Raw genomic sequence first — 24,305 nt, forward strand, 5'->3', positions numbered from 1 at the left:
CGGTCACCTACTCTGTCGACTGTGGATACCGATGGTACTGAATTGAGCCGCCTCTTGTCCGGGGTGGGTGCCGCGCATGTGCTGACGGGCCGACGACGCGGTCTTGGTCGGGCCGCGCTGGCGGCGCTGCTCGTCATGGTCACGCCCGCCGCCGCGGCGGCCAGCGACCTCGGGGCGACCGTGTCCTCCTCTGCTCCCGCCGCAGCCCCCGCTGCGACCATCGGCGACGACGTCATCGGAGACCTGACCTCCAGTCATGGTCTCACCGTCTCCGAGGTCGACCGGGTCGACGAGCGTCTGGTCCGGCTCACGGTCGCCAGCCAGGAGCTGGCCCGTCCGGTACGCCTGACCCTCCTGCTGCCGCAGGGATACACCGCGACCACGCGCCGCTATCCCACGCTCTACCTCCTGCACGGCACCAGCGGCGGCGCCGACGACTGGGTGCAGCAGGGTGAGGCCGAGGACATCACGGCCGGCTTCCCGATGATCGTGGTCATGCCGGACGGTGGCTACGACTCCAACGGTGGTGGTTGGTGGACCGACTGGGTGGACCAGGACACCGCGCTGGGGGTCGCCAACTGGGAGACCTTCCACATCGAGCAGCTGGTGCCGTGGGTCGATGCCCACCTGCGCACCCGCGCGCGGCGTTCCCAGCGGGCGATCGCCGGGCTGTCCCAGGGGGGCTTCGGGGCGATGAGCTACGCCTCGCGCCACCCCGACCTGTTCGTCTCCGCGGCGTCCTTCTCCGGTGCCCCCGACATCGCCAAGGCACCGCAGGCCCGGACGCTGGGGGCCGCCGTCGTCGGCGCGATCATGACCGGTCTCAACGGGGTGCAGCCCCACGCGCCGTTCGGCGACCCGGTTCTCGACGCCGTGAACTGGCAGGGACACAACCCCGCCGACCTGGTGGGCAACCTGCGCCGCATGGACCTGCGGCTGTGGGTGGGTGACGGCACCAACGGGCCCTACGAGGACACTGCGGACCCTCGGTACGCCTCACCCGATCCGATCGAGGCGATCGTCCATGAGTCCACCCTGCTGTTCGCCGAAGCCGCCGACGCCGCCGGGGTTCCCTACGTCCTCGACGACTACGGGCCGGGCCGCCACCGCTGGCCGTACTGGGCGCGGGACCTGGCCCAGTACCTTCCCCGCCTCGCCGAGGTCTTCCGCCAGGACCGCAGCGTGCCCGAGCGGATCGACTACCGCAGCATCGACCGTCGGTACTCCACCTGGGGCTGGCGGGTCCGTACCCGGCGCGAGCCCCCACAGGCGTTCAGCGGCCTGGTGCGCGCCTCTCGGGAGGGCTTCGTCTTCCTTGCTGGTCCCGCGGTGGTGCGCACCCCGCCCAGCTACCGACCGCTCACCACCTACCGGCTGCGAGTCCAGGGTGAACGCACCCGAGCCCGGTCCGATGCCCGGGGACGGTTGCGGGTGGCTGTGTCCGGCGGCCGTAGCGTCGTCCGGGTACAGGGGCGCCTGCCCGGCTGAGCGTGGTTCTCAGCCGAGTGCTCCTGGTCGCGGCACAGCGTCCCCCGCGGTCACACCCGCCGGTCGTCCCCCCGGACCAGCGTCCGGTCGGGACAGTTGAGGATCACCTGGCTGTGCACGACCAGCGGCACCGCCAGGTCCACGGTCCGGGTCACCGGGCGGCCGAGGACCGAGCCGGCGACCCGGACCTGCTCGTAGGCGTTGTTGGCGCGCTCGTGGTAGTAGCGGCAGTTGGTGAACTCGAAGGCCAGCGTCACCTCACCGGACTGCTGCGGGAGCAGCGTGAACGGCTCGATCGAGGAGTCCTCGTCCACCGGCACCATCAACGGGTACGTCGGCTCGACCAGCTCCACCGTCTCCACGTGCAGCGGCACGACGGAGTCGTTGGTGATCGGCACCTTGACCAGCACCTCCTCGCCGAAGCGGTAGTCCAGGGCGTAGGTGCCGGCGGGGCCGTAGCCCTCGACCATCAGCCCCGCGTCCGCGTCGAACTCGAGCCGCGGAGCCTCGATCCGGACGGCGTACGGCGCCAGCAGCCAGCCTCCGAGCAGCAGGCCCACCACCGCGCCGGCCCAGAGCCGCCGGCGGCGCCGGACGTGCGCGGCGTCGACCCGGGGGTCCTCGGCCACCGTGGACCGCGGCTGGTCCAGGAGGCTCATGCCGCGTCCGCCGCGTCCGCACCGTCGAGTCGGCGCTGGCGGCGCCGGACGCCGGCGACCCGGATGCCCAGGACCCCGACCAGGGTGACGGCGACCAGCGCGGCGGGCGCGCCGGGACCGTCGAGCGGTGCGCTGCGGACCTGTGTGCCCGCGGCGCCGGCGTCGGTCGACGGCTGCTCGGGGGTGTCGAGCCAGTCGCAGGCCGGCGGGTCGGGGTTGGAGAAGCGGTCGTAGGTCGCGCACGGGATCAGCTCGGTGGTCTTCACCAGGTTGCCGATCGGCCACTGGGACGGATTGCCGCAGTCAGGCAGGTCGAGGGCGTAGTTGTGGGTGACCTCCTTGCCCGGGGCGGTGAGGTTGTCCTGCCAACAGTTGCCCTGGCCGGCCTCGTCCCAGAAGAAGTCGATGCCGTTCGGCAGCACCTCGCCCTTCGGCGAGTAGCCCAGCTCGTTCTTGGTGAAGGCGTTGAAGTTGGAGTTGTCCTGCTGGTGCGTGGGGTCGTAGTCGTCGCGCATCAGCGCCGGCGGGACCCAGAAGAGCATGAAGCCCTGGCGCCAGTTGTCCCAGACGTGGTTGGACGACACGAAGTTGTGGTTGCCGATGATCATGCCGCCGGTGCCGACGGGGAAGCCGAAGGCCGGGCAGACGACGCCCTTCTCGAAGCCAATGTCGGCGGGCAGCTCCTCCTGACAGGCGGCGTCGTCGCCCTGGACGTACTGCTCGTAGTAGTTGGTGTTGTTGCTGTAGATCTTGTTGTTCTCGAACCACCCGTGGTCCTGCGGCATGCCGGGGTGCCCGCCCAGGATCGACTCGACGATGAAGCCGAGGCCGTTGTCGTGGATCTTGTTGTGGTGGACGTAGACCGAGTTGCCGGCGGTCCCTGAGAAGCCCAGCGCGTTGTGGTGCATCCGGCAGCGCTTGACCTCGACGGCCCAGCGCGTGAGCGGGCCGGTGTTGGTGTTCTGGGTGTTCACGTCGGCCGCGGAGCCGGGATAGACCCCGGAGTCGCCGTTGTGGTGGGTGTTGCAGTTGGAGATGACACCGTGGTCGGAGGTGAAGGTGAGCACGCCGTAGAGCTGGTTGTAGGAGCCCTCGAAGCGGTCGAGGACGTAGCCGTCGGTCTCGTGGACGTAGAAGGCGTTCTCGCGGAACAGCGTCGCCTTCATGTTGGCGAGGTAGAAGCCATCGGCGCGGTCTGCCTTGATGCCGTTGTGCTTGACCCAGTCCCCGTCCTCGCGGAACCCGCCCTTGAGCGTCACGTCGGAGGGCTTGGCGCCGGTGCCGAGCATCTGCAGGTGGCAGAGCTGGTTGTCGCACTTGATGTCGGGGTCGTCGGGGTCGTCGCCGGCGATGGTCACGAGGTTGACGACCTCGCCGCAGGAGACGATGAGGTCGTACTCGACGATCCCGCCGTCGTAGTCCTCGGCGCACGGCGGGTCCCAGCTCGGCTGCTCCCGGTAGACCCCGGGCAGGACGTAGATGTTGGTGCGCTGCTTCTCCACCGCGTCGACGGCCGCCTGCATGTGCCGGTGCTCGCACTTCTTCAGCAGCCGCTTGTTGAAGGCTCGGAGCTTCGTGTCCTTGATCTTGTTGATGCGCTTCTTGGAGTCGGCCTTGCAGACGACGATCACGTCGGCGGCCTGCTTCAGCGAGCGCTTCTCGGGGACCTTCCCGTCCCCGGCGGGGAACACGGACTCGCGTTCCTCGTGCGCGGTGGCGGGTGTGCTGATGCCGCTGAGGCCGATGACGACGGCGACCACGAGGACGAGCAGGAGACGGAGGGCTGACCGGAGGACGGTGCGCATGGGCACTCCTGGGGAGGAGGGAGCAGTGAGGGGAGAATATGAGCGTCGTTCAGGTTTGTGAAGGCCTCACCCGGCAGGCGGCGTCGTTGTCGGTAGGGACTCGTAGGCTCGAGCCATGCGTCCCGTCACCGATCTCGAGCGCCGTGTGGCCCCCTTCAAGGTCGTCTCCGACTACGAGCCCTCCGGCGACCAGCCCGCGGCGATCGCCGAGATCAGCAAGCGAATCTCCGGCGGCGAGAAGGACGTCGTGCTGCTCGGTGCGACCGGCACCGGCAAGACCGCGACGGTCGCCTGGGTGGCCGAGAAGCTGCAGCGACCGATGCTGGTGCTGCAGCCCAACAAGACGCTGGCCGCGCAGTTCGCCAACGAGCTGCGCCAGCTCTACCCCGACAACGCGGTCGAGTACTTCGTCTCCTACTACGACTACTACCAACCCGAGGCCTACGTCCCCCAGACCGACACCTACATCGAGAAGGACTCCTCGATCAACGAGGAGGTCGAGCGGCTGCGGCACTCGGCGACCAACTCGCTGCTGACCCGGCGCGACGTGATCGTGGTGAGCACCGTCTCCTGCATCTACGGTCTCGGCACCCCGCAGGAGTACGTCGACCGGATGCTGCGGCTGCGGGTCGGCGAGGAGCACGACCGCGACTCGATCCTGCGGCGCCTGGTGGAGATCCAGTACACCCGCAACGACATGTCCTTCACCCGCGGCACCTTCCGCGTGCGCGGCGACACCCTCGAGATCTTCCCGGTCTACGAGGAGCACGCGGTGCGCATCGAGTTCTTCGGCGACGAGATCGAGCGGCTGATGACCCTCCACGCCGTCACCGGCGAGGTCATCACCGAGGACTCCGAGCTCTACGTCTTCCCCGCCACCCACTACGTCGCCGGTCCCGAGCGGATGGAGCGGGCGATCAACGGCATCGAGGCCGAGCTGGAGCAGCAGCTGGCGCGCTTCGAGCGCGAGGGCAAGCTGCTGGAGGCGCAGCGGCTGCGGATGCGCACCACCTACGACATCGAGATGATGCGCCAGGTCGGCTCCTGCTCCGGCATCGAGAACTACTCGATGCACATCGACGGCCGGGCCCCCGGCTCGGCACCGAACTGCCTGCTCGACTACTTCCCCGAGGACTTCCTCCTCGTCGTCGACGAGTCCCACGTCGCCGTGCCCCAGATCGGCGGCATGTACGAAGGCGACATGTCGCGCAAGCGCAACCTGGTCGACCACGGCTTCCGGCTGCCCAGTGCGATGGACAACCGACCGCTGCGCTGGGAGGAGTTCCTCGAGCGGATCGGCCAGACGATCTACCTCTCGGCGACGCCGGGCGACTACGAGCTCGACCTGGTCGGTGGCGACAAGCCGCCGCACGTGGTGGAGCAGATCATCCGCCCCACCGGCCTGGTCGACCCCGAGGTCATCGTCAAGCCCACCAAGGGCCAGATCGACGACCTCATCCACGAGATCAAGACGCGCACGGAGAAGGACGAGCGCGTCCTGGTGACCACGCTGACCAAGAAGATGTCCGAGGACCTCACCGACTACCTCCTCGACGCCGGCATCGACACCCGCTACCTCCACTCCGAGGTCGACACCCTCAAGCGGATCGAGCTGCTGCGCGACCTGCGGCTGGGTGCCTACGACGTGCTGGTCGGCATCAACCTGCTGCGCGAGGGCCTCGACCTCCCCGAGGTGTCGCTGGTCTCGATCCTCGACGCCGACAAGGAGGGCTTCCTGCGCTCGGACAAGTCGCTGATCCAGACGATCGGTCGTGCGGCCCGCAACGTCTCCGGCCAGGTGCACATGTACGCCGACAAGATCACGCCCTCGATGGAGGCGGCGATCGACGAGACCAACCGGCGCCGGGCCAAGCAGATCGCCTACAACACCGCCCACGGCATCGACCCCACACCGCTGCGCAAGAAGATCGCCGACATCACCGACATGCTCGCCCGCGAGGACGAGAACACCCAGGCGTTGCTGGAGACCTGGGCCGGCACCGAGGCCAAGGGGCGCGCGGGCAAGGTCGGCAAGCGCCAGCCCGTCCCCGCCCTGGCTGAGGGCGCGGCGGGCAAGCACGCCAAGGACCTCGCCGGCATGCCGAGCTCGGACCTCGCCCAGCTCATCCAGGACCTCACCGACCAGATGAAGGAAGCGGCCACGGAGCTGCAGTTCGAGCTCGCCGCCCGCCTCCGCGACGAGATCGGCGAGCTCAAGAAGGAGCTCCGCCAGATGATCGAAGCGCAGAAGTAGCGCCGGCTCAGCCCTCGTCGGGCCGGTCGTCGACCGCCTTCATCGCCTGGCGGCTGACGACCAGCCCGACCAGCCGCGAGACCACGAGCGCCACGTAGAGCACCCCGGCGACCATCTCCACCGCCACCAGCGAACGCGCGTGCGCCCCGACCGGCACCACGTCGGAGAGGCCGACGCTGGTGAGCACGGAGAACGACAGGTAGAGCAGCTCGAACCAGCTGCGGGCGCCTTCGGTGCCGGCACCCGCGAACGAGTCGGGCCACACGACCTGCACGGCCGCGTAGACGTAGGCGAACCCCCACGCCACGACCGTGAACGCCGCGCCGGTCGCGTAGAGCTCGTCGCGGGTGACCCGGTCGTCGTGGAAGACGTAGCGGACCATCGAGTAGGACACGTAGAAGTAGAACGGCGCGTGCAGCAGGGCCGAGGTCAGGATCACCCAGCCCGTGTCGGTCGCCAGGGCCTCGGCCACGGTGAACCCTGCCGCCGGCGCGCCGAGGGTCAGCGCGACCCAGGTCAGGGCGGGCGTGCGGCGTACCGCGGCGACCGCGACGCCGACCGCGACCATCTGGATCACCCCCAGGACCGCGCGACCGGCCGGGCTGTCCTCCAGGAACGGGTAGGCGAGGACCACGACGAGCTGCACCGAGAGCAGCACCGCCGAGGGGCGTGGGCCCAGCACGCCGCCGGGACGTGGGTCGTGGGAGTGGCTGCGACGGGACACGCCGCGACCATAGGAGGCGTGGGCGACCCAGGGGGAGGTGGACCGGTACACCGGCGCGTGGGACCGAGGAGCACAATGGCGCCCGTGAGCATCCCGTCCCCGCCCCGCGCAGCGGCCTGGGCGGTCTGGGGATCCGCTGTCTCGCTCTACCTGCTCGCGGTGTTCCACCGCAGCTCACTGGCGGTCGCTGGGCTGGAGGCGGCCGAGCGGTTCGACATCACCGCCGCCCAGCTGGCCACGTTCACGATGCTCCAGCTGCTCGTCTACGCACTCATGCAGGTGCCGGTCGGGCTGCTCGTGGACCGGTTCGGCCCGCGCAGCGTGATCCTGACGGGCGCGCTGGTGATGACGGTGGCGCAGGTCGGGTTCGCCCTGGCCGACAGCTTCGTGCTGGCGCTGCTGGCGCGCACGCTGGTGGGCATCGGCGACGCGATGACCTTCATCTGCCTGCTCCGGCTGGTGGCGACGTGGTTCCCGCCGCGGCGCATCCCGTTCCTCACCCAGGTCAGCGGCACGCTGGGTCAGAGCGGCGCGATCCTCGCGGCAGCACCGATGACGTGGGCCTTCGGGGCGCTCGGCTGGACCGGCGCCTACCTGCTCGCCGCGACCATCGGGTCGGTGCTCGCGCTCGGCGGTGCCGTGCTCCTCCGCGATGCCCCGGGCGAGCGGCACCACCGGGGCGCGGTGATGGCGTGGGTGTCGGTGCGCACCAGCCTGAGAGCCTCGTGGGCCCACCCGGGGACCCGGCTGGGCTTCTGGATCCACTTCACGACCCAGTTCAGCGCGACGGCGCTGGGCCTGTTGTGGGGCTACCCGTTCTTCGTGCGCGGCGAGGGCAGGACACCGGGGGAGGCCGGCCTCCTGCTGACCCTGCTGGTCGTCGCCGTCATCCTGGCCGGCCCGGTGCTCGGCTGGCTGGTCGGGCTGCACCCGTGGCACCGGTCGTCGATGGCGCTGGCGATCGTCGGATCGATCGTCGTCGTCTGGACCGCGGTGCTTGCCTGGCCCGGGGAGGCACCGTTCGGGCTCCTCGTCCTGCTGGTGTTCGTCGTCGGCGTCGGGGGACCGGCCTCGATGATCGGCTTCGACGTCGGCCGCACCGCCAACCCCTCCGAGCGTCTGGCGTCCTCCACCGGGATCATCAACGTCGGCGGCTTCTCGGCCAGCCTGGTGCTGGTCGTGGCGATCGGACTGGTGCTCGACTGGCGTACGCCGGGCACCGGCTCGGACTACACGCCCGAGGCGTTCCGGTGGGCGATGTCCGTGCAGTACCTGCTCTGGGCCTTCGGAGTCACCCAGCTCGTCCGCTACCGGCGCCGGGCGCGCCGCGTCTTCGACCGGGCGGCGCTCCAGGCGGCCGTGCGCGGATGAGCGAGCCGGAGCAGGACGTCCCACGACCTTCACTCGCGATCTGCTGTCACCACTGTGACAGCGACTCGCGAGCTACGCCATCCGGCTGACAGCGCGGGCGCTGGGTCACGTGCCCTCGGGGGGCCTGAACTTCTGGTTGAAGCGCCGCACCACGTCCTGCTCGACCACCCGTGCCGCGTCCCGGGCCTTCTGACGGGCCAGCTCCGAGGCCGCGCGCAGCGCCTCCGGGTCCAGCTTCTCCCGCTCGCCCGAGCCGATCGACCGGCGCGCCTTGGCCTGCTTGGCGAGCGCCTTGGCGCGCTTCTTCTCCAGGGACTCGAGGTTGTCGGCGACGATGTCGGCGCGCTGGACGTGCACGCGGAGCAGGTTGACGCCGGTCGCGGCCATCACGATCAACGGCCATGGGAAGTGCCAGGCGTCGGGGTTCGACAGCACGATCGCCACGAAGACCGCCCAGGTGATCAGCGTCGGTGCGATGAAGCCCATCACCGCCGAGCGACGCTGGGCCGCCCACTCCTGGTGAGCACGGACCTCCAGGTCCGCACGCGCCGCGACGGTCAGCCCGGCCGATGTCGAGGGTGAGGGCGGGAGGACCGGCACCAGGTCGTCGAGCAGGGGGACGAGGTCGCCGAGGAGCCGCGCCGACTGGGCGAGCTCGGCCCGCTCGTCGTGCTCGGCCAGGTCGATCCGCCCCTCGGCGTACGCCTCGGTGAGCAGGTTGGCCGTCAGGACGCGATCCGCGTCGCCGGCACGCAGCACAGCGTGCGCCGGGTCGCGGGGGTCGTGGGCGAACGAGGCCCAGGCGTCAGCGTCGAGACCCACGTGCTCTCCCTCGTTCGGTCGTGCGAGACCCCTCCAGCCTAGGCGGCCGGATACCCCTAGGGTGTCGCACGGCCACCGGGGAGGGTTTGGTCGCCGCGTTGGCGGGGAGACAAGAACCTGTTCTAGTGTAGTCGCGCCGACGGGATGGGGAGGTCACGGATGGCTGTCAGTGCTGCCTCGGTCGTCCGGGGGCCCGGAGAGATCGCGGCGATGGTCGTCGACGTGACCCGCCGCATCTTCACCACGCGCTTCCAGGTGCGCGAGTTCATCGAGCAGGCCTGGTTCATCACCAGCGTCACCCTGATGCCCACGATCCTGGTGAGCATCCCGTTCGGTGCGGTGATCTCGCTGCAGGTGGGCAACCTGACCGGTCAGCTCGGCGCGCAGTCCTTCGCCGGCGCCACGGCGGTCCTCGCCGTGGTGCGCGAGGCGGCACCGATCGCCGCGGCTCTGATCATCGCCGGGGCCGCCGGCTCCGCCATCTGCTCCGACCTCGGCGCGCGCAAGATCCGCGAGGAGATCGACGCGATGGAGGTGCTCGGGGTCGACCCGCTGGCACGTCTGGTGGTGCCCCGCGTGCTGGCCACCATGTTCGTGGCACTGATGATCAACGGCATCGTGATCGGTGCCGGCATCGGCGGAGGCTACTTCTTCACCGTGATCATCCAGGGGGGCAGCGCCGGGGCGTTCCTCAGCTCCTTCACGGCGCTGGCGAGCATCACCGACCTCTACATCTCTTGCATCAAGGCGGTCGTCTTCGGTTGGCTGGCCGCGATCGTCGGCGCGTACAAGGGTCTCGGTGCCGGGGGTGGGCCGAGCGGCGTGGGGCGCGCGGTCAACGAGTCGGTGATCATCGCGTTCATGCTGCTGTTCTTCCTCAACGCGGTGATCACGGCCATCTACTTCCAGGTCGTCCCGCCGCCGGGACTGTGAGCAGGAGCATCTGATGAGCACCCTCGGCGCACTCGGCAGCGCCTTCGTCTCCGGCCAGCGGGCCTCGCTGGAGCAGAAGGGCGACCAGCTGCTCTTCTACGTCAAGGCGCTGGCCTGGGCACCACGCGCCGTCCGGCGCTACCCCCGCGAGATCGTGAACACCCTCGCCGAGGTCACCTTCGGCGCCGGGGGTCTCACGCTCATCGCCGGCACCGTGGGCGTCATCGCGTTCCTGGCCTTCTTCGCCGGGACGGAGGTGGGCATCCAGGGCTACGCCTCGCTCAGCCAGCTCGGCGTCGCGAAGTTCTCGGCCTTCATCTCCGCCTACTTCAACACCCGCGAGGTCGCGCCGCTGGTCTCCTCGATCGCCCTGGCGGCCACCGTCGGCTGTGGATACACCGCACGCCTGGGCGCCATGCGGATCTCCGAGGAGATCGACGCCCTCGACGTCATGGGCATCCCCTCGCTGCCGTTCCTGGTGACCACCCGGATGATCGCGGCGTTCGTCGCGGTGATCCCGCTCTACATCGTGGCGCTGTGCGCGTCCTACCTGTCCCCACGACTGATCGTCACGCTCATCTACGGGCAGAGCCCGGGCACCTACGACCACTACTTCCTGCAGTTCCTGCCGCCGATCGACATGATCTGGTCCTTCGGCAAGCTGCTGGTCCTGGCGACCGCGGTGATCCTCATCCACTGCTACTACGGCTACACCGCCTCGGGCGGCCCTGCCGGGGTCGGCATGGCCGTCGGCCGGGCCATCCGGACCAGCATCGTCACCATCGTCGTGGCCGACTTCTTCCTCAGCTTCGCGATCTGGGGCTCCACCACCACCGTCCGGATCACCGGGTAGGCGGGGCGCATGCTGGTCAACATCCACCACGGCTCCAAGGCCGAGCACCGTCGGCTGCTCGTCGCGGGTGTCGCGTTCCTCACCCTGCTGGGGCTGCTGCTGTCGTTCTGCGTCGCGGTCTACGCCAAGGTCTTCGAGTCCTCGACGACGGTGGTGGTCGAGGCCGAGCGTGCGGGCCTGCAGCTCGCGAAGTTCGGCGACGTCCGGATGAACGGCGCGCTGGTCGGGCAGGTGCGGGGCATCGAGCAGCGCGACGACGTCGCGCGCATCACGCTCGCGCTGGACCCGGAGTCCGCGCGCCAGGTCCCCGAGGACGTCAGCGTCGAGATCCTCCCGACCACGCTGTTCGGCCAGAAGTTCGTCTCGCTGGTGGTGCCGCGCGACGGTGGTGGGGAGTCGATCTCCGACGGCGCGGTGATCACCTCCGACCGCGTGGAGACCAACGTCGAGCTCAACCGCATCCTGGCCCGGCTGTTCCCGCTCCTGCGCGCGGTCCGCCCCGCCGACCTCAACGCGACGCTCAACGCCCTGGCGACGGCGCTCGAGGGACGGGGCGAGGTCCTGGGCGAGACGCTGGACGACCTCGACGGCTACCTCGTGGCGATCCGCGGGGCGCTCCCCACCCTGCGCGAGGACCTCGCGGCGCTCGCGGACGTCGCCGACGCCTACGACGACGCCGCTCCCGACCTGCTGGACGTGCTCGGGAACCTCACGGTCACCAGCCGCACCGTCACCGAGAAGCGCCAGCAGCTCGACACCTTCTTCAGCGACCTCGGCGGCCTGGCCGATACCTCGGCGCGGGTCCTGGCCGACAACGAGGCCGACCTGATCCGGGTCGGTGAGGTCACCGCACCCCTGCTGCGGCTGCTGGCGGTCTACTCGCCGCAGCTGCCCTGCCTGCTGGAGGGGGCCGAGAACTACGAGCCGCGGCTGTCCAAGGCGTTCAGCGGCAACGAGGTCAAGCAGTACCTCGAGCTCTTCAGCGCCCAGTACGAGGCCTACGACGAGGACGACCGCCCGGAGTACGGCGAGGTCGGCCGCGGGCCGTGGTGCCTGGGCCTGCCGAACCCTCCCGAGCCGATCGGGCCCCAGCCGCTGCGGGACGGTTCGGACAAGGACAGTCGCCCGCCCGACAGCAAGCTGCCCTACCTCGGGGCCCTGCTCGACCCCGTCTCGATGGGGTACGCCGGCACGCCCGGCGACCAGCAGGTCCTCAACGCCCTGCTGGCCGGCCGGTCGGGTCGTGACGCCGGCGCCTACGGCTCGCTCGGGTCCCTGCTCTACGGGCCGGTCTTGCGGGGGGAGGCGGTGGCCTCGTGAGCACCCAGCAGCGCAACGTGGCCACCATCGCGGCCGCCGTCAAGCTCGGCGTCTTCACCGTCGTCTCGGTCCTCGTGACCGGTCTGCTCGCCGCCATCATGGGCAACATCGGGTTCGGTGCCGGCCAGGAGTACACCGCGGTCTTCACCAGTGCCTCGATGCTCGAGAAGGGCGACGACGTCCGCGTCGCGGGCGTGAGCGTCGGCGAGGTCCGCTCGGTCGAGCACCACGAGCGGTCCCAGGCGCTGGTCACCTTCCGGGTCAAGGCCGACGTGGAGCTGACGACCTCGTCGCGGGCCGAGATCCGCTTCCTCAACCTGGTCGGCGACCGGTACCTCGCGCTGGAGGATGGGCGTGACGGCGACACCGCACCCGCGCAGGACCCCGCCGACCCGATCCCGGCGGCCCGGACCAGCCCGGCGCTCGACCTGACCACGCTCTTCAACGGGTTCAAGCCGCTGTTCCAGGCGCTGCGACCCGAGCAGGTCAACGAGCTCTCGCTCAACCTGGTCCAGGTGCTGCAGGGCGAGGGCGGCACCGTCGCCGGGCTGCTGCGGCGCACCGCCTCGTTGACCGGCGACCTCGCCGAGCGCGACGAGCTCATCGGTCGCGTGGTCACCAACCTCGACGAGACGCTGCGGACCGTCGACTCCCGTCACTCCCAGCTGACGCGGCTCGTCGTGGAGCTGAAGCGCTGGATGGGCGACCTCGCCCGCGACCGCCGCCTCATCGGCTCCTCGTTGGGGAGCATCTCCGAGCTCACCGAGGAGGTGGCCGACCTGCTCACCCGCGGACGCCCGTTGCTCGAGGACGACGTCGCCGAGCTGCGCCGCCTGGCCAGGCTGCTCAACCAGCCGCGCAACCGGGACGTGCTCGTGGAGCTGGTCGAGCGGCTGCCGGAGTCGATGACCGACCAGACCCGCACCGGCACCTACGGCAGCTGGTACAACTACTACCTCTGTGGCTTCTCCGGGAAGATCACGCTCCCCGAGCTCGAGGGCATCCCCGGCCTCGACGTCCTGCTGGACCAGCTCAACGACCTCGAGTTCCAGTCCACCGCGCCGCGCTGCAACGGCGCCGGCGAGGACGGCTCCGCGGGGGGCGAGGACTGATGGCACGCCACTCCGACGCGCAGGTCCTGCGCCTGGGCACCATCACCCTGGTCGTGATGGCGCTGATCATGGCGGCAGCGTTCAACCTCTCGAAGTTCCCCGGCTTCAGCGGCACCACCTACCAGGCGTGGTTCGCCGAGGGTTCCGGGCTGCGGGCCGGCAACATGGTCCAGGTCGGTGGCATCCGCTCGGGCCGGGTCCAGGGGCTCGAGCTCGTGGACGACCGGGTGCTCGTCACCTTCGAGGTCGACAACGACGTCGACTTCGGCACCGAGTCGCGCGCCTCCGTCGAGGTGCTGAACCTGCTGGGGGAGAAGTACCTCCAGCTCGACCCGGCGGGCCCGGGCCAGCAGTCGGAGGACGAGCCGATCCCGCTGGAGCGCACGGACTCGGCCTACGACATCGTCGGTGTCTTCGGCGACCTGACCACGACCACCGAGGAGATCGACACCGACCAGCTCGTCGAGGCCCTCGACGTGCTGGCCGGGACCGTCGACGAGGCGGCCCCCGAGCTCGAGGCCTCGATGCAGGGCATCGCCGACCTGAGCCGGGCGGTCGCCTCCCGCGACGAGGAGATCCGCTCGTTGCTCTCCTCGGCCAAGGACGTCTCGACCCTGCTGGCCGACCGCAGCGAGGACGTCGTGACGCTCATGTCCCGCAGCGAGCTCGTCTTCGAGGAGGTGCGTCGGCGCAAGCAGGCCATCCACCGCCTGCTCGTCGGCGCCCGCGGGCTCGCCGACGAGCTGCGCGGCGTCGCCGAGGACAACCAGCGCCAGATCGCCCCCGCGCTGCGAGAGGTCGAGGACCTCCTGGACTTCCTGACCAGCAAGGAGAAGGAGCTGAAGGCGACGATGGCGGCACTCGGGCCCTACGTCTCGATCCTCGGCAACATCATCGGCACCGGTCCGTGGTTCGACGCCTACGTCGTCAACCTGCTGGCCATCCCGACCGGCGAGTTCCTGCCCGGAAGCCTGGAGGACTGATGGCCACCACCTCCCACGCGACCGGGTCCCTGCTGCGCGGCCTGCGCCACCGCGGCCTCGCCGTGGCGCTCGTCGTCGCCCTGCTCGCCACCGCAGGCGTGCTGGTGCTGCGTGACGGCGAGGAGCCGCACACCGTCACCGCCCACTTCCCCCGCGCGGTCAGCGTCTTCGTCGGCACCGACGTCCGGGTGCTCGGGGTGACCGTCGGGCGCGTCACGTCGGTGACCCCCGACGGCGCCTCGGTCGCCGTCGAGATGGAGTACGACGCCGACGTCCGCCTCCCCGCTGACGCGAAGGCCGCCATCGTGACCCCGACGCTCGTGGCCGACCGCTACGTGCAGCTCACCCCGGCGTACTCCGGGGGGAGCTCCTGGCCGACGGCGCCGACATCGCCCTGCCCGACACCGGCGTGCCGGTCGAGCTGGACCGCATCTACCGCTCGCTGCGCGACCTGTCCCAGGCGCTGGGCCCCAACGGGGTCAACCGTGACGGGACGCTGGACAACCTGCTGCGCGCCGGCGACGAGGCGCTGTCGGGGCAGGGCGAGCGGGGCAACCGGATGATCCGGGAGCTGTCCGCTGCGGCGACGACGTTCGGCGAGGGCAGCGGCGACCTCTTCGACACCGTCACCGAGCTCGCGACCTTCACCGGCACCCTCGCCGAGAACGACCGGCTGGTGCGTGCCTTCCTCCGGGACCTCGCCGGGGTCTCGGCCGACCTCGCCGACGAGCGCCAGGAGATCTCCGCCGCGCTGGCCGCCGTGGCCCGCGCCGTGGGGAGCGTCGAGGACTTCGTCGGTGAGAACCGCGAGGCACTCGTGACCGACGTGGAGAAGCTGACGCGGGTCGTGAAGAACCTCGACTCCGAGCGTGACTCCCTCGACACCGCCCTGACCGTGGCTCCCGTGGCGATGGGCAACCTCGCCCTGGCCTTCAACAACGAGTCCAACTCCATCGGCTCGCGCATCGGCATCGGTGGCAACGTGTGGGACGCCGACGGCTTCCTGTGCGGCATCGTGCAGCAGGCCGGGCTGCCGCGGGTCTCCGCGGACCTCGCGTGCGAGCTGTTCGAGATGCTGCTGGAGCCGATCACCACCCAGGTCCCGTTCATCCCGCCCGAGCACAGTGGACGGCCCTCCGGGACGGCCAACCGGCCGGCCCCCGGCGGCACGGACCTCGCCGACCTGCTGGCAGGTGGCCGGTGATGGGCCTCGGACTCCCTCGTGCGGCACGAGCGGTGGCGGCTGCCCTGGCCGGCACGCTCCTGCTCACCGGCTGCGACTTCGACGGCGCCTACGACTGCCGCTGCCGGGCTCGCCGGTCGACGCCGACGAGGCGTTCGAGGTGACCGCGGACTTCGCCGACGTGCTCAACGTCGTCCCGCGGTCCCCGGTGATGGTCGACGACGTGACGGTCGGCGAGGTCGTCGACGTCGAGCGCATCGGCTGGCACGCGCGGGTGACGCTGCGCGTGCGCGACGACGTCGAGCTGCCCGACAACACCGTCGCCGACATCCGGCAGGTCTCGCTGCTCGGTGAGAAGTACGTCGCCCTCGAGGCCCCGTCCGGTGAACCGGTCGGCCGGCTCGAGGACGGCGACCGCATCGAGCTGCCCTCCACCGGTCGCAACCCGGAGGTCGAGGAGGTGCTCGGCGCGCTGTCCTACCTCCTCAGCGGCGGCGGCGTGGCGCAGCTGGGCACCATCACCCGCGAGCTCAACGACGTGATGGACGGCCGGGAGGAGCGGCTCAAGGCGCTGCTCGGCAACCTGTCCGACGTCGTGGGCACCCTGGACCGCCAGAAGGCAGAGATCATCCGGGCGATGGAGTCCATCGCCGGCCTCACCCGCACGCTCAACCGCGAGAAGCAGGTGATCACCGACGCGATCGACGCCACCGGGCCGGCGATCGGGGTGCTGCGCGAGCAGCACGACGAGCTGGTGGCGATGCTCGGCTCGCTCGACGAGCTGGGCACCGTCGGCACCCGGGTCATCCGGGCCAGCAAGGAGGACCTGCTCGCGTCGCTGCGCGACCTGCGGCCGGTGCTGCGCCAGCTCAACGCCGCCGGTGACCACCTCGCCCCGGGTCTCAACCTGCTGATCAGCTTCCCGTTCCCCAAGGAGGCCTCGGAGATCGTCAAGGGCGACTACGCCAACACCTCGATCCGCGCCGACATCAGCCTGGAGAACCTCCTGCCCGGCGGCGGCCTGCTGCCGCCGGTGGAAGTGCCCGACCCCGTCGAGACCGTGGGCCTGGTGCTGCAGTGCCTGGCCTCCGGCAGCCTCACCAGCAAGCCGTGCACGAAGGTCCTCGGCGACCTCGACCTGCTCACGCAGCTGAAGAAGAAGTGCCGGCGACCCGCACACGAGGAGAAGGCGGTGTGCCAGGTGCTCAACCTGCTGCCCGACCTCCCCGGCCTCGAGGACCTCGGGGGGATCCTGGGAGGCGGCCTCGACGGGCTCCTGGACGGCCTGCTGGGCGGTGCCAGCGCCCGCGGCAGCGGGGGCGGCTCGGCGAGCCTCGCCGACCTGGTCGGGGGCGGTGCGGCATGACCCGCGGCACGCGCATCCGGATCGCCGCCTTCCTGGTCCTCTCGGCGGTGGGCATCGTCTACATCACCGGCACCTACCTCGGTGTCGTGGACCGGGTCCTCGGCCGGGGCATCACCGTCCAGGCCACGCTCCCCGGCAGCGGTGGGCTGTTCGAGGGCTCCGAGGTCACCTACCGCGGCGTCAAGGTCGGCCGGGTGACCCGGATGGAGCCGACCCGCGAGGGCCTGACCGTGACGATGCGGCTCGAGGAGGGGACCCGGCTCCCGCTGGACTCCCCGATGTACGTCCACAACCTCTCGGCCGTGGGCGAGCAGTACCTCGACTTCGAGCCGGCCGACGACGAGGGCCCGTACGCCGAGGACGGCGACGTGCTCACGGGCGGACCCGACTCGCTCCCGGTCGACGAGGGCGATCTGCTCGTCGAGCTCGACGAGTTCGTTTCCGGTGTCGACCGGCGTCACCTGCGGTCGGTGGTCGAGGAGCTCGGCACGATGTTCGACGACACCGGCGGGGCGCTCCAGGCCCTGGTCGACGACGGCGGACGGTTCGTCCGCGAGGCCGCCGAGCACACCGACGAGACCATCGACCTGCTCGAGAGCGGTCTGACGGTGCTGCGGACCCAGCGCGACAACCAGGAGAACATCCGCGCCCTCTCCCGCGACCTGCGACTGCTCACGGGCTCGCTGCGGCGCTCGGACCGGCCGCTGCGCCAGGTGCTGCAGGGCACCCCCGGCACCGCCCGGCAGCTCGACGCCCTGCTCACCGACCTCGAGCCGACCCTGCCGATCCTGCTGGGCCACGCGGTGTCCCTCAACCAGGTCGTCGTCAGCCACCTCGCGGGCCTCGAGCAGCTGCTGGTCACCTACCCGCGGGTGATCTCCTCGGGGTTCACCGGCACCCCGGCGGACGGCTACGGGCACGTCAACCTGCAGCTGGACTACTCCGTGCCGCCGTGCACGGAGGGGTTCAAGCCCACCGAGGACTGGCGCCCGGGCAACGACCTGACCGATGGACCGATCTTCCCGGCCCGCTGCGAGTCGGGCCCGCCGTACGGCATGCGCGGTCCGCGCTACTCCCCGGACGCCGACGGCGGCAACACCGGCCCGCGCCGGGTGGCCCCCGGGTCGGACGGCGCCACGGTGACCGGCACCTACGACCCGCTCACCGGTGTCCTCTCCGGTGCGGTGGACGCCGCGGGGGAGCCGGTACGGTTCCTCGAGACGCCGGACCTGTCGATCCTGGGGGAGGACGCGTGGACGTGGTTGCTGGTGGGGCCGGTGAGGAGCCGGTGAGCGCCGGACCCCGGCTGGTCGCCGCCCTCGGCGCGCTGGCGCTCGTGCTGGCCGCGGTCGTCGTCGTGCTGGGCGTCGCCGCCTGGCAGGCCCGTGGCGACCGGGCCGAGGAGACGGCGACGAGCGACCGGTACGCCGATGTCCTGGCGGCGGCGACCGCGCAGACCGAGGCCTTCGTCAACATCCGCTACGACCGCGCCGAGGAGAGCATCGAGGCGGTCGCCGAGGGTGCCACCGGCGACTTCGCCGAGCAGTACGACGCATCGACCGAGGGGGTCCTGACCCTGCTGGAGGAGAACCGCTCGGTGATGGAGGGCGAGGTCGTCTGGATCGGTGTCGTCGACGCGGATGCGGACTCAGCGACCGTGCTGGCGGCCACGACCGGCACGGTCGCCAACGTCACGACCGACGACGAGCCCGTCGCCCGCGCCTTCCGGCTGCGGCTGGAGATGGTGCTCGTCGACGGCCGCTGGCTCACCTCCGACCTGCAGTTCGTGGCCTGACATGGCGCAGAGACCCACCGACCGATCCACCGGCCGATCCACCGGCCGATCCACCGGACGCTCCTCGCGCGCCTCCACCAGTCGCCCGCGTCGACTCGCCGGCAGCGGCCCCCGGCCCGGCCAGGACGTCCACAGGCCCGAGACCGAGGCGACCGACGGATCGCGCGAGGTCGAGCAGTCCGGTGACCCGCTCGTGCCCCCGCCGCCGCCGATGCCCGGTGACCGCGAGGTGCACGACCAGCACGAGCTCCGCGAGGAGCAGGCTGCCCCGGCGGACGAGCAGACGACGGTCGCCTGGCGCGGTCTGGGCCGCCGCGGCCTGCTGGCCCTCGTCGCGGTGATCGTGCTGCTGACGGCCGCCGTGGTGGTCGAGGCGGTGGTGCTCTGGCGCGACGACGACCGGGCGGGTGTGACGGCCGAACGCCCCGTCGTGGTGCCCGAGCGCACCTGGCGTCCGGCGGTCGAGGCCGCCGCCCAGGGCGCACAGATCGTGCTGGGCGCGAGCTGGGAGACCTACGACGAGGGCATCGAGCGCGCTCGGGGCGTGATGACCGACGAGTTCGCCGAGACCTACCTCGCGACCAAGGAGGACGTCCGCGAGGACTTCGTGGACCAGCGCACCGAGGTCGAGGTGCGGGTGCTGGGCCAGGCGGTGACCCGGGCGACGGGCAGCACGGTGCAGGCACTGCTCTTCCTCAATCAGTACGTCACCAAGAAGGGTGCGCAGACCTCCTTCAGCGAGTACCGCGCACTCGTCACCGTGGTCGACACCCCCGACGGCTGGCTGATCGACCAGATCGACACGCAGTAGCGGACCTGGTTCCGCCCAGGACTAGAACACGTTACAGTTCCGGCGCGGACATGACCCGGCGGTCATGGCGCGAGCGACGAGACCAGTGTCGAGACGGGCCCTAGCGCGGCCCGCGTGCCGAGGGGAGGATCACGCGTCGTGACCCAGCACCCCTCCGCCCCCGACGCGGGCCCGACCGTGGAGGTCGACCTCGTCATCGTCGGCGCCGGTCCCACCGGCCTGTTCGCCACCTACTACGCCGGCTTCCGCGGCCACCGCATCGCGCTCGTCGACTCGCTGCCCGAGCTCGGCGGCCAGGTGACCGCGATGTACCCCGAGAAGCAGATCCTGGACGTCGCGGGCTTCCCCTCGGTCAAGGGCCGCGACCTCGTGAGCGGCCTGGTCGCCCAGGCGGCCACCGCGGACGCCGTCCACCTGCTCGGGCGCACGGCCTCCTCGCTCGTCCACGGCCCCGACGGTGTCGAGCTCGGCCTCGACGACGGCACCCTCGTGCGCGCCGGTGCCATGATCATCACCGCCGGCATCGGCAAGTTCAGCCCGCGACCGCTGCCGGCGGGGGAGGGCTGGCTCGGGCGGGGGCTGGAGTTCTTCGTCCCGTCTTTCGCGCCGTACGTCGACAAGGACGTCGTCATCGTGGGCGGCGGCGACTCCGCGTTCGACTGGGCGGTCCATCTCGAGCCGATCGCGCGGTCGGTGACCCTCGTGCACCGTCGTGACGCCTTCCGGGCCCACGAGCGGACCGTGGAGCAAGTGCGCGCCTCCTCGGTGCGCATCGTGACCCGCGCCGAGGTCACCGCCCTGCGGGCGGCGGCCGACGACCCGACCGGTCCGCTGGCCGAGATCGACGTCACCGACCCGGACGGGCTCACGACGTACCCCTGCCAGGCCGTGGTCGCGGCGCTGGGCTTCGTGGCCGACCTCGGACCGATCCAGCAGTGGGGCGTCGAGGTGCACAAGCGGCACGTGGTCGTCGACCCGTCCATGCGCACGTCCCTGGACCGGGTCTTCGCGGCGGGCGACATCACCGAGTATCCCGGCAAGGTGCGGCTGATCGCGGTCGGCTTCGGCGAGGCCGCGACGGCCGTCAACAATGCCGCCGTGGCGATCGACCCGACCGCCAAGGTGTTCCCCGGACACTCCTCGGAAGGTGGCTGACATGGCAGGCGGCAACAGGGACAAGGTCAAGATGACCGACGCGGAGGTCGAGGCGCTGCTGGCCGAGAACCTCAAGGTGCAGATCGCCTGCAACGGCCACGACGGCATCCCGCACCTGTCGACGCTGTTCTACGTCGTGGTCGACGGGAAGATCGCGTTCTGGACCTACGGGCGCAGCCAGAAGATCCGCAACCTCGAGCGCGACCCACGGGTCAGTGCGCTCGTCGAGGACGGCGTCGACTACTTCGAGCTGCGCGGCGCCTCCATCACCGGGCGCGCCGAGATCGTCCGCGACCACGACCGGATCTTCGAGATCGGATCGCTGGTCGCCACGCGGATGGTCGCCGCGGAGTCCTTCGAGGCGCTCGGGGACCTGGGCCGCGAGACCGTGGCCAAGCAGGCCACCAAGCGTGTGGCCGTGGTCATCCATCCCGACCACGTGGCGACCTGGGACCACCGCAAGATGGTCTGACCTCCCGGTCAGACCCACCACCTGAGGAGACCGACATGAAGATCAAGGTCGACTTCGACCTGTGCGAGTCCAACGCCCTGTGCGAGGCCATGGCCCCGGAGGTGTTCGAGCTCGACGACGACGACTTCCTGCAGCTGAAGACCGAGCACACCACCGACGAGAACATCGAGGATGTCAAGCGGGCCGTCGCCGCCTGCCCGCGCGCCGCGATCACGCTGGTCGAGGAGTGAGCCGATGACGACCTCCCCCCTCAGTCTCGACGGCAAGGTCGCCGTGGTCACCGGTGCCGGCGCCGGTCTCGGACGAGCCGAGGCGCTCGCCCTGGCCGACGCGGGCGCCCGCCTCGTGCTCAACGACCTCCCCGGTGCCGCCGACGGCGTGGCCGAGGAGATCCGTGGCCGGGGCGGCGAGGCGGTCGTCGCCGCCGGCGACGTCTCCGAGCGGGCGACCGCCGACGCCATGCTGGCCGCCGCGGTGGACGGGTTCGGCTCCCTCGACGTCGTCGTGAACAACGCCGGGATGACGCGTGACCGGATGCTGTTCAACCTCTCCGACTCGGAGTGGGACGACATCATCCGGGTGCACCTGCGCGGTCACTTCCTGCTCTCGCGCAACGCCGCCTCCTACTGGCGCAGCAAGTTCAAGGAGACCGGAGCCCCCGTGGACGCCGCGGTGGTGAACACCGCCTCCGAGGCCTTCCTCTCCGGGCCACCGGGACAGGCCAACTACGCCGCTGCCAAGGCCGGCATCGCCGCCCTCACGGTCAGTACCGCTCGCGCCCTGGCCTCCTCGGGCGTGCGGGCCAACGCCATCTGCCCGCGTGCCCGCACCGCGATGACGGCACAGGTCTTCGGGGAGGACACCTCCGGCGAGGAGGTCGACCCCTACTCGCCCGAGCACGTCGCCCCCGTCGTGGCCTACCTCGCCAGCCCCGCGGCCGCGCGCATCACCGGGCAGGTCTTCGTCGTCTACGGCGGGATGGTCGCGCTGGTCGCCGCGCCGGTCGTGGAGGAGCGGTTCGACAAGAGCGGGACCGTCTGGACCGCCGAGGACCTCGACAAGCAGCTCGGAGGCCACTTCGCCGACCGGGACCCCAGCGTCGGCTTCGCGGCCGACTCCATCATGAAGCTCTCGGTCTGAGGCAGGAGCAGGGATGAGCAGCAGCACCACAGGTCAGGGCCGGCTGGCTGGCAAGGTCGCGATCGTGACCGGGGCGGCGATGGGCCAGGGGGCAGGCATCGCCCGCGCGTACGTCGCCGAGGGCGCGCGGACGGTGCTCGCAGACGTCGCCAAGGACGAGGGGGAGGCGCTGGCGCAGGAGCTGGACGCGTCCCACCCCGGGATGGCGGTCTTCCGTCACCACGACGTCTCCGACGAGGGCGCGTGGACCAGCCTGGTCGAGGAGACCGTCGACCGCTGGGGACCGGTGACCGTGCTGGCCAACAACGCGGGCATCCTGCGCTTCGGCAACGTCGGCCGTCTCGAGCTCGGCGACGTCGACCTGATGTACCGGGTCAACCAGCTCGGCACGCTGCTCGGCATGAACGCGGTGGCCCGCACCATGCGCAAGGCCGGGGGCGGCTCGATCATCAACGCCTCCTCCACCGAGGGCCTCGGTGGCATGTCCGGCTGCGTGGCCTACGGCGGCACCAAGTTCGCGATCCGCGGCATGACCAAGGGAGCGGCCCACGAGCTCGGCCCGCACGGCATCCGGGTCAACTCGGTGCACCCCGGCATGATCGACACCCCGATGACCCGCGTCCACGGAGGTGACGCGGCGATGGAGTACGGCGCGTCGAAGATCCCGCTGCGTCGCGTGGGCCACCCCGAGGACGTCGCGCCGCTCTACGTCTTCCTGGCCAGCGACGAGTCGTCCTACATCAACGGCGCCGAGATCGCCGTCGACGGCGGCGTGACCGCAACCCACGGCTTCGGGGGCTGAGCCCCGCCGGTCGTCGCGGCTGACCGGTCCGTTGTGGACCGGTCCGGTCGCTATGTGCGAATTCCGCCGAACCCGCCCCTGGCTCCTCACAGCCTCTTTACGGTAGGAGGATGGAGGGGGACCACGCCTGGCGGCCTGCGCTGGACCAGGAGGGCCTGGAGCGGGTCGACTGGACCTCGCAGGTCAAGGACTACGCGATCATCCGGCTGGACAGCGACGGCCTGGTGCTGTCGTGGAACGCCGGGGCGGAGCTGGTCACGGGCTACCCCCGCGAGGAGGTCCTCGGACGCAGCTTCGAGGTCTTCTACACCCCTGAGGACCGCGAGGCCGGTCTCCCGCGACGGCTGCTGGGCTCCGCGCAGCGCGACGGACGCGTGGAGGACACCGGCTGGCGGCTGCGGCGCGACGGGACCCGCTTCTGGGCCGACGTCGTCGTCACGGCGGTCCACGACGAGGCGGGCACCCTGCTCGGGTTCGTCAAGGTCACCCGGGACCTGACCGAGCAGCACCGTCTCGAGCGCAGTCGCGAGCAGTTCATCGCCGGGGTGACCCACGACTTCCGCAGCCCGCTGACCAGCATCGAGGGGTACGCCGCCATGCTGGCCTCCGAGCTGTCCGACCCGGTCCTGGGCGACTTCGCCTCCCGCATCCGCTCCAACGCCGTGCGGCTGATGAAGCTGGTCGACCTGATGGTGGAGCACTGCCACATGCCGGTCGGCGGCGTGGGGCTGAGCGTCGAGCCCGTGTGCCTGGCCACCGTGCTGCGCACGGTCGTCGACGACCTGAGCACGACCGTCCAGGGTCACGAGGTGACCGTGCAGGACACCGACGTGGTGCTGCCGGCCGACCTCACCGCCCTGGCCCGGGTCTTCACCAACCTGCTCGGAAACGCAGCGAAGTACTCACCGGTCGGCAGCCGCATCGACGTGCTCGTGGAGCCCGGCGAGGGCGTCGTGGACGTCGTGGTGGCCGACCGTGGCCGCGGCATCGACCCCGCCGACCGCGAGACGATCTTCGACGAGTTCAACCGGGGGCGCCGGGCAGCCGACGACGGCGGGTTCGGGCTCGGGCTGGCGGTGGTCCGCAACCTCGTGGAGCAGCACGGGGGATCGGTGCGCATAGACGACGGACGGTTCGGTGGCACCGACGTGACGGTGCGGCTCCCGCTGGACACCTCCCCGGCCGCCGGTGGCGCCGTGGACGCCGACGGCCTCCAGACGACGTCCGGCTGAGGCGCAGCCCCGCCCGTCGCCGGTC

At 70.9% G+C, this 24,305-nt stretch carries 23 protein-coding genes and 1 pseudogene; 20 read left to right on the forward strand and 4 right to left on the reverse strand.

Translation table 11 applies throughout. The features are described 5' to 3' along the window. Positions 1 to 42: 42 nt before the first annotated feature. Positions 43 to 1,488, forward strand: a complete 1,446-nt coding sequence (locus A6R01_RS01775) for an alpha/beta hydrolase family protein (RefSeq protein ID WP_292602951.1) — start codon at positions 43 to 45, stop codon at positions 1,486 to 1,488. Positions 1,489 to 1,538: 50 nt separating this feature from the next. Here A6R01_RS01775 and A6R01_RS01780 read toward each other — a convergent pair whose 3' ends face one another. Further along, complete coding sequence (locus tag A6R01_RS01780; protein ID WP_292602953.1) at positions 1,539 to 2,147, reverse strand: hypothetical protein; 609 nt, start codon at positions 2,145 to 2,147, stop codon at positions 1,539 to 1,541. Further along, complete coding sequence (locus A6R01_RS01785) at positions 2,144 to 3,952, reverse strand: right-handed parallel beta-helix repeat-containing protein (RefSeq protein ID WP_292602955.1); 1,809 nt, start codon at positions 3,950 to 3,952, stop codon at positions 2,144 to 2,146. Before A6R01_RS01785 ends, A6R01_RS01780 begins: the two co-directional genes overlap by 4 nt. A gap of 115 nt (positions 3,953 to 4,067) precedes the next feature. Between A6R01_RS01785 and uvrB the strand changes: the two genes are divergently transcribed. Continuing rightward, on the forward strand, positions 4,068 to 6,206 hold the full coding sequence (gene uvrB, locus A6R01_RS01790) for an excinuclease ABC subunit UvrB (RefSeq protein WP_292602957.1): 2,139 nt from the start codon (positions 4,068 to 4,070) through the stop codon (positions 6,204 to 6,206). Positions 6,207 to 6,213: 7 nt separating this feature from the next. Here uvrB and A6R01_RS01795 read toward each other — a convergent pair whose 3' ends face one another. Beyond that, complete coding sequence (locus A6R01_RS01795) at positions 6,214 to 6,930, reverse strand: ion channel (protein WP_292602959.1); 717 nt, start codon at positions 6,928 to 6,930, stop codon at positions 6,214 to 6,216. A gap of 84 nt (positions 6,931 to 7,014) precedes the next feature. On the opposite strand from A6R01_RS01795, the gene A6R01_RS01800 reads away from it, so the two are divergent. Beyond that, positions 7,015 to 8,301, forward strand: coding sequence for a nitrate/nitrite transporter (locus tag A6R01_RS01800; protein WP_292602961.1), 1,287 nt, complete (start codon positions 7,015 to 7,017; stop codon positions 8,299 to 8,301). A 105-nt stretch (positions 8,302 to 8,406) separates the two neighbouring features. Here A6R01_RS01800 and A6R01_RS01805 read toward each other — a convergent pair whose 3' ends face one another. After that, positions 8,407 to 9,123, reverse strand: coding sequence for a DUF1707 domain-containing protein (locus tag A6R01_RS01805; RefSeq protein WP_292602963.1), 717 nt, complete (start codon positions 9,121 to 9,123; stop codon positions 8,407 to 8,409). A gap of 159 nt (positions 9,124 to 9,282) precedes the next feature. Between A6R01_RS01805 and A6R01_RS01810 the strand changes: the two genes are divergently transcribed. The 17 genes and pseudogenes from A6R01_RS01810 to A6R01_RS01890 all read left to right on the forward strand — a co-directional run bounded on the left by A6R01_RS01810 (position 9,283) and on the right by A6R01_RS01890 (position 24,280). Continuing rightward, positions 9,283 to 10,056 (forward strand): ABC transporter permease, encoded by a 774-nt coding sequence (locus A6R01_RS01810; protein ID WP_292602965.1) that lies wholly within the window; start codon positions 9,283 to 9,285, stop codon positions 10,054 to 10,056. 13 nt (positions 10,057 to 10,069) lie between these two features. Then, a complete protein-coding gene (locus A6R01_RS01815) occupies positions 10,070 to 10,909 on the forward strand; it encodes an ABC transporter permease (protein ID WP_292602967.1) in 840 nt (279 codons plus the stop codon). A gap of 9 nt (positions 10,910 to 10,918) precedes the next feature. Beyond that, positions 10,919 to 12,229, forward strand: a complete 1,311-nt coding sequence (locus A6R01_RS01820; RefSeq protein WP_292602969.1) for an MCE family protein — start codon at positions 10,919 to 10,921, stop codon at positions 12,227 to 12,229. Further along, the gene (locus A6R01_RS01825) at positions 12,226 to 13,341 is read left to right on the forward strand and encodes an MCE family protein (RefSeq protein WP_292602971.1); all 1,116 of its coding nucleotides are present in this window, start codon (positions 12,226 to 12,228) and stop codon (positions 13,339 to 13,341) included. The genes A6R01_RS01820 and A6R01_RS01825 overlap by 4 nt, the downstream gene beginning before the upstream one ends. Then, complete coding sequence (locus A6R01_RS01830; RefSeq protein ID WP_292602973.1) at positions 13,341 to 14,324, forward strand: MlaD family protein; 984 nt, start codon at positions 13,341 to 13,343, stop codon at positions 14,322 to 14,324. Before A6R01_RS01825 ends, A6R01_RS01830 begins: the two co-directional genes overlap by 1 nt. After that, a pseudogene (locus A6R01_RS01835) lies at positions 14,324 to 14,662 on the forward strand (MlaD family protein); the annotation flags it as partial. The gene A6R01_RS01830 and the pseudogene A6R01_RS01835, both read left to right, overlap by 1 nt. A gap of 71 nt (positions 14,663 to 14,733) precedes the next feature. Further along, positions 14,734 to 15,528: an MCE family protein gene (locus A6R01_RS01840; protein ID WP_292602975.1), complete on the forward strand. Its 795-nt coding sequence runs from the start codon at positions 14,734 to 14,736 to the stop codon at positions 15,526 to 15,528. A gap of 139 nt (positions 15,529 to 15,667) precedes the next feature. Next, complete coding sequence (locus tag A6R01_RS01845; RefSeq protein ID WP_292602976.1) at positions 15,668 to 16,873, forward strand: MCE family protein; 1,206 nt, start codon at positions 15,668 to 15,670, stop codon at positions 16,871 to 16,873. Continuing rightward, positions 16,870 to 18,165: an MlaD family protein gene (locus A6R01_RS01850; RefSeq protein ID WP_292602978.1), complete on the forward strand. Its 1,296-nt coding sequence runs from the start codon at positions 16,870 to 16,872 to the stop codon at positions 18,163 to 18,165. The genes A6R01_RS01845 and A6R01_RS01850 overlap by 4 nt, the downstream gene beginning before the upstream one ends. Continuing rightward, positions 18,162 to 18,668, forward strand: coding sequence for a hypothetical protein (locus A6R01_RS01855; protein WP_292602979.1), 507 nt, complete (start codon positions 18,162 to 18,164; stop codon positions 18,666 to 18,668). Before A6R01_RS01850 ends, A6R01_RS01855 begins: the two co-directional genes overlap by 4 nt. A 1-nt stretch (position 18,669) precedes the next feature. Next, positions 18,670 to 19,479 carry a hypothetical protein gene (locus tag A6R01_RS01860; RefSeq protein WP_292602981.1) on the forward strand — a complete coding sequence of 270 codons (810 nt, stop codon included), beginning with the start codon at positions 18,670 to 18,672 and terminating at the stop codon, positions 19,477 to 19,479. Positions 19,480 to 19,617: 138 nt separating this feature from the next. After that, complete coding sequence (locus tag A6R01_RS01865) at positions 19,618 to 20,634, forward strand: NAD(P)/FAD-dependent oxidoreductase (protein WP_292602983.1); 1,017 nt, start codon at positions 19,618 to 19,620, stop codon at positions 20,632 to 20,634. Between the two features lies 1 nt (position 20,635). Further along, complete coding sequence (locus A6R01_RS01870; RefSeq protein ID WP_292602985.1) at positions 20,636 to 21,106, forward strand: pyridoxamine 5'-phosphate oxidase family protein; 471 nt, start codon at positions 20,636 to 20,638, stop codon at positions 21,104 to 21,106. A 35-nt stretch (positions 21,107 to 21,141) separates the two neighbouring features. Beyond that, complete coding sequence (locus A6R01_RS01875) at positions 21,142 to 21,336, forward strand: ferredoxin (RefSeq protein WP_292602987.1); 195 nt, start codon at positions 21,142 to 21,144, stop codon at positions 21,334 to 21,336. Between the two features lie 4 nt (positions 21,337 to 21,340). Continuing rightward, positions 21,341 to 22,246, forward strand: coding sequence for a 3-oxoacyl-ACP reductase (locus A6R01_RS01880; protein ID WP_292602989.1), 906 nt, complete (start codon positions 21,341 to 21,343; stop codon positions 22,244 to 22,246). 13 nt (positions 22,247 to 22,259) lie between these two features. Continuing rightward, positions 22,260 to 23,048 (forward strand): glucose 1-dehydrogenase, encoded by a 789-nt coding sequence (locus A6R01_RS01885; protein ID WP_292602991.1) that lies wholly within the window; start codon positions 22,260 to 22,262, stop codon positions 23,046 to 23,048. A 110-nt stretch (positions 23,049 to 23,158) separates the two neighbouring features. Then, positions 23,159 to 24,280 carry a HAMP domain-containing sensor histidine kinase gene (locus tag A6R01_RS01890; RefSeq protein ID WP_292602993.1) on the forward strand — a complete coding sequence of 374 codons (1,122 nt, stop codon included), beginning with the start codon at positions 23,159 to 23,161 and terminating at the stop codon, positions 24,278 to 24,280. The last annotated feature ends 25 nt before the right edge of the window (positions 24,281 to 24,305 follow it).

This window comes from Nocardioides sp. REDSEA-S30_B4 (assembly GCF_001627265.1).
Lineage (GTDB): Bacteria > Actinomycetota > Actinomycetes > Propionibacteriales > Nocardioidaceae > Nocardioides.

What these genes read in the sequence shown, in the direction of transcription:
- A6R01_RS01780 (WP_292602953.1), bottom strand. Translation starts at nt 2,147, where the DNA reads ATGAGCCTCCTGGACCAGCCGCGGTCCACGGTGGCCGAGGACCCCCGG.
- A6R01_RS01785 (WP_292602955.1), bottom strand. Translation starts at nt 3,952, where the DNA reads ATGCGCACCGTCCTCCGGTCAGCCCTCCGTCTCCTGCTCGTCCTCGTG.
- uvrB (WP_292602957.1), top strand. Translation starts at nt 4,068, where the DNA reads ATGCGTCCCGTCACCGATCTCGAGCGCCGTGTGGCCCCCTTCAAGGTC.
- A6R01_RS01810 (WP_292602965.1), top strand. Translation starts at nt 9,283, where the DNA reads ATGGCTGTCAGTGCTGCCTCGGTCGTCCGGGGGCCCGGAGAGATCGCG.
- A6R01_RS01815 (WP_292602967.1), top strand. Translation starts at nt 10,070, where the DNA reads ATGAGCACCCTCGGCGCACTCGGCAGCGCCTTCGTCTCCGGCCAGCGG.
- A6R01_RS01820 (WP_292602969.1), top strand. Translation starts at nt 10,919, where the DNA reads ATGCTGGTCAACATCCACCACGGCTCCAAGGCCGAGCACCGTCGGCTG.
- A6R01_RS01830 (WP_292602973.1), top strand. Translation starts at nt 13,341, where the DNA reads ATGGCACGCCACTCCGACGCGCAGGTCCTGCGCCTGGGCACCATCACC.
- A6R01_RS01850 (WP_292602978.1), top strand. Translation starts at nt 16,870, where the DNA reads ATGACCCGCGGCACGCGCATCCGGATCGCCGCCTTCCTGGTCCTCTCG.
- A6R01_RS01860 (WP_292602981.1), top strand. Translation starts at nt 18,670, where the DNA reads ATGGCGCAGAGACCCACCGACCGATCCACCGGCCGATCCACCGGCCGA.
- A6R01_RS01870 (WP_292602985.1), top strand. Translation starts at nt 20,636, where the DNA reads ATGGCAGGCGGCAACAGGGACAAGGTCAAGATGACCGACGCGGAGGTC.
- A6R01_RS01875 (WP_292602987.1), top strand. Translation starts at nt 21,142, where the DNA reads ATGAAGATCAAGGTCGACTTCGACCTGTGCGAGTCCAACGCCCTGTGC.
- A6R01_RS01880 (WP_292602989.1), top strand. Translation starts at nt 21,341, where the DNA reads ATGACGACCTCCCCCCTCAGTCTCGACGGCAAGGTCGCCGTGGTCACC.
- A6R01_RS01885 (WP_292602991.1), top strand. Translation starts at nt 22,260, where the DNA reads ATGAGCAGCAGCACCACAGGTCAGGGCCGGCTGGCTGGCAAGGTCGCG.
- A6R01_RS01890 (WP_292602993.1), top strand. Translation starts at nt 23,159, where the DNA reads ATGGAGGGGGACCACGCCTGGCGGCCTGCGCTGGACCAGGAGGGCCTG.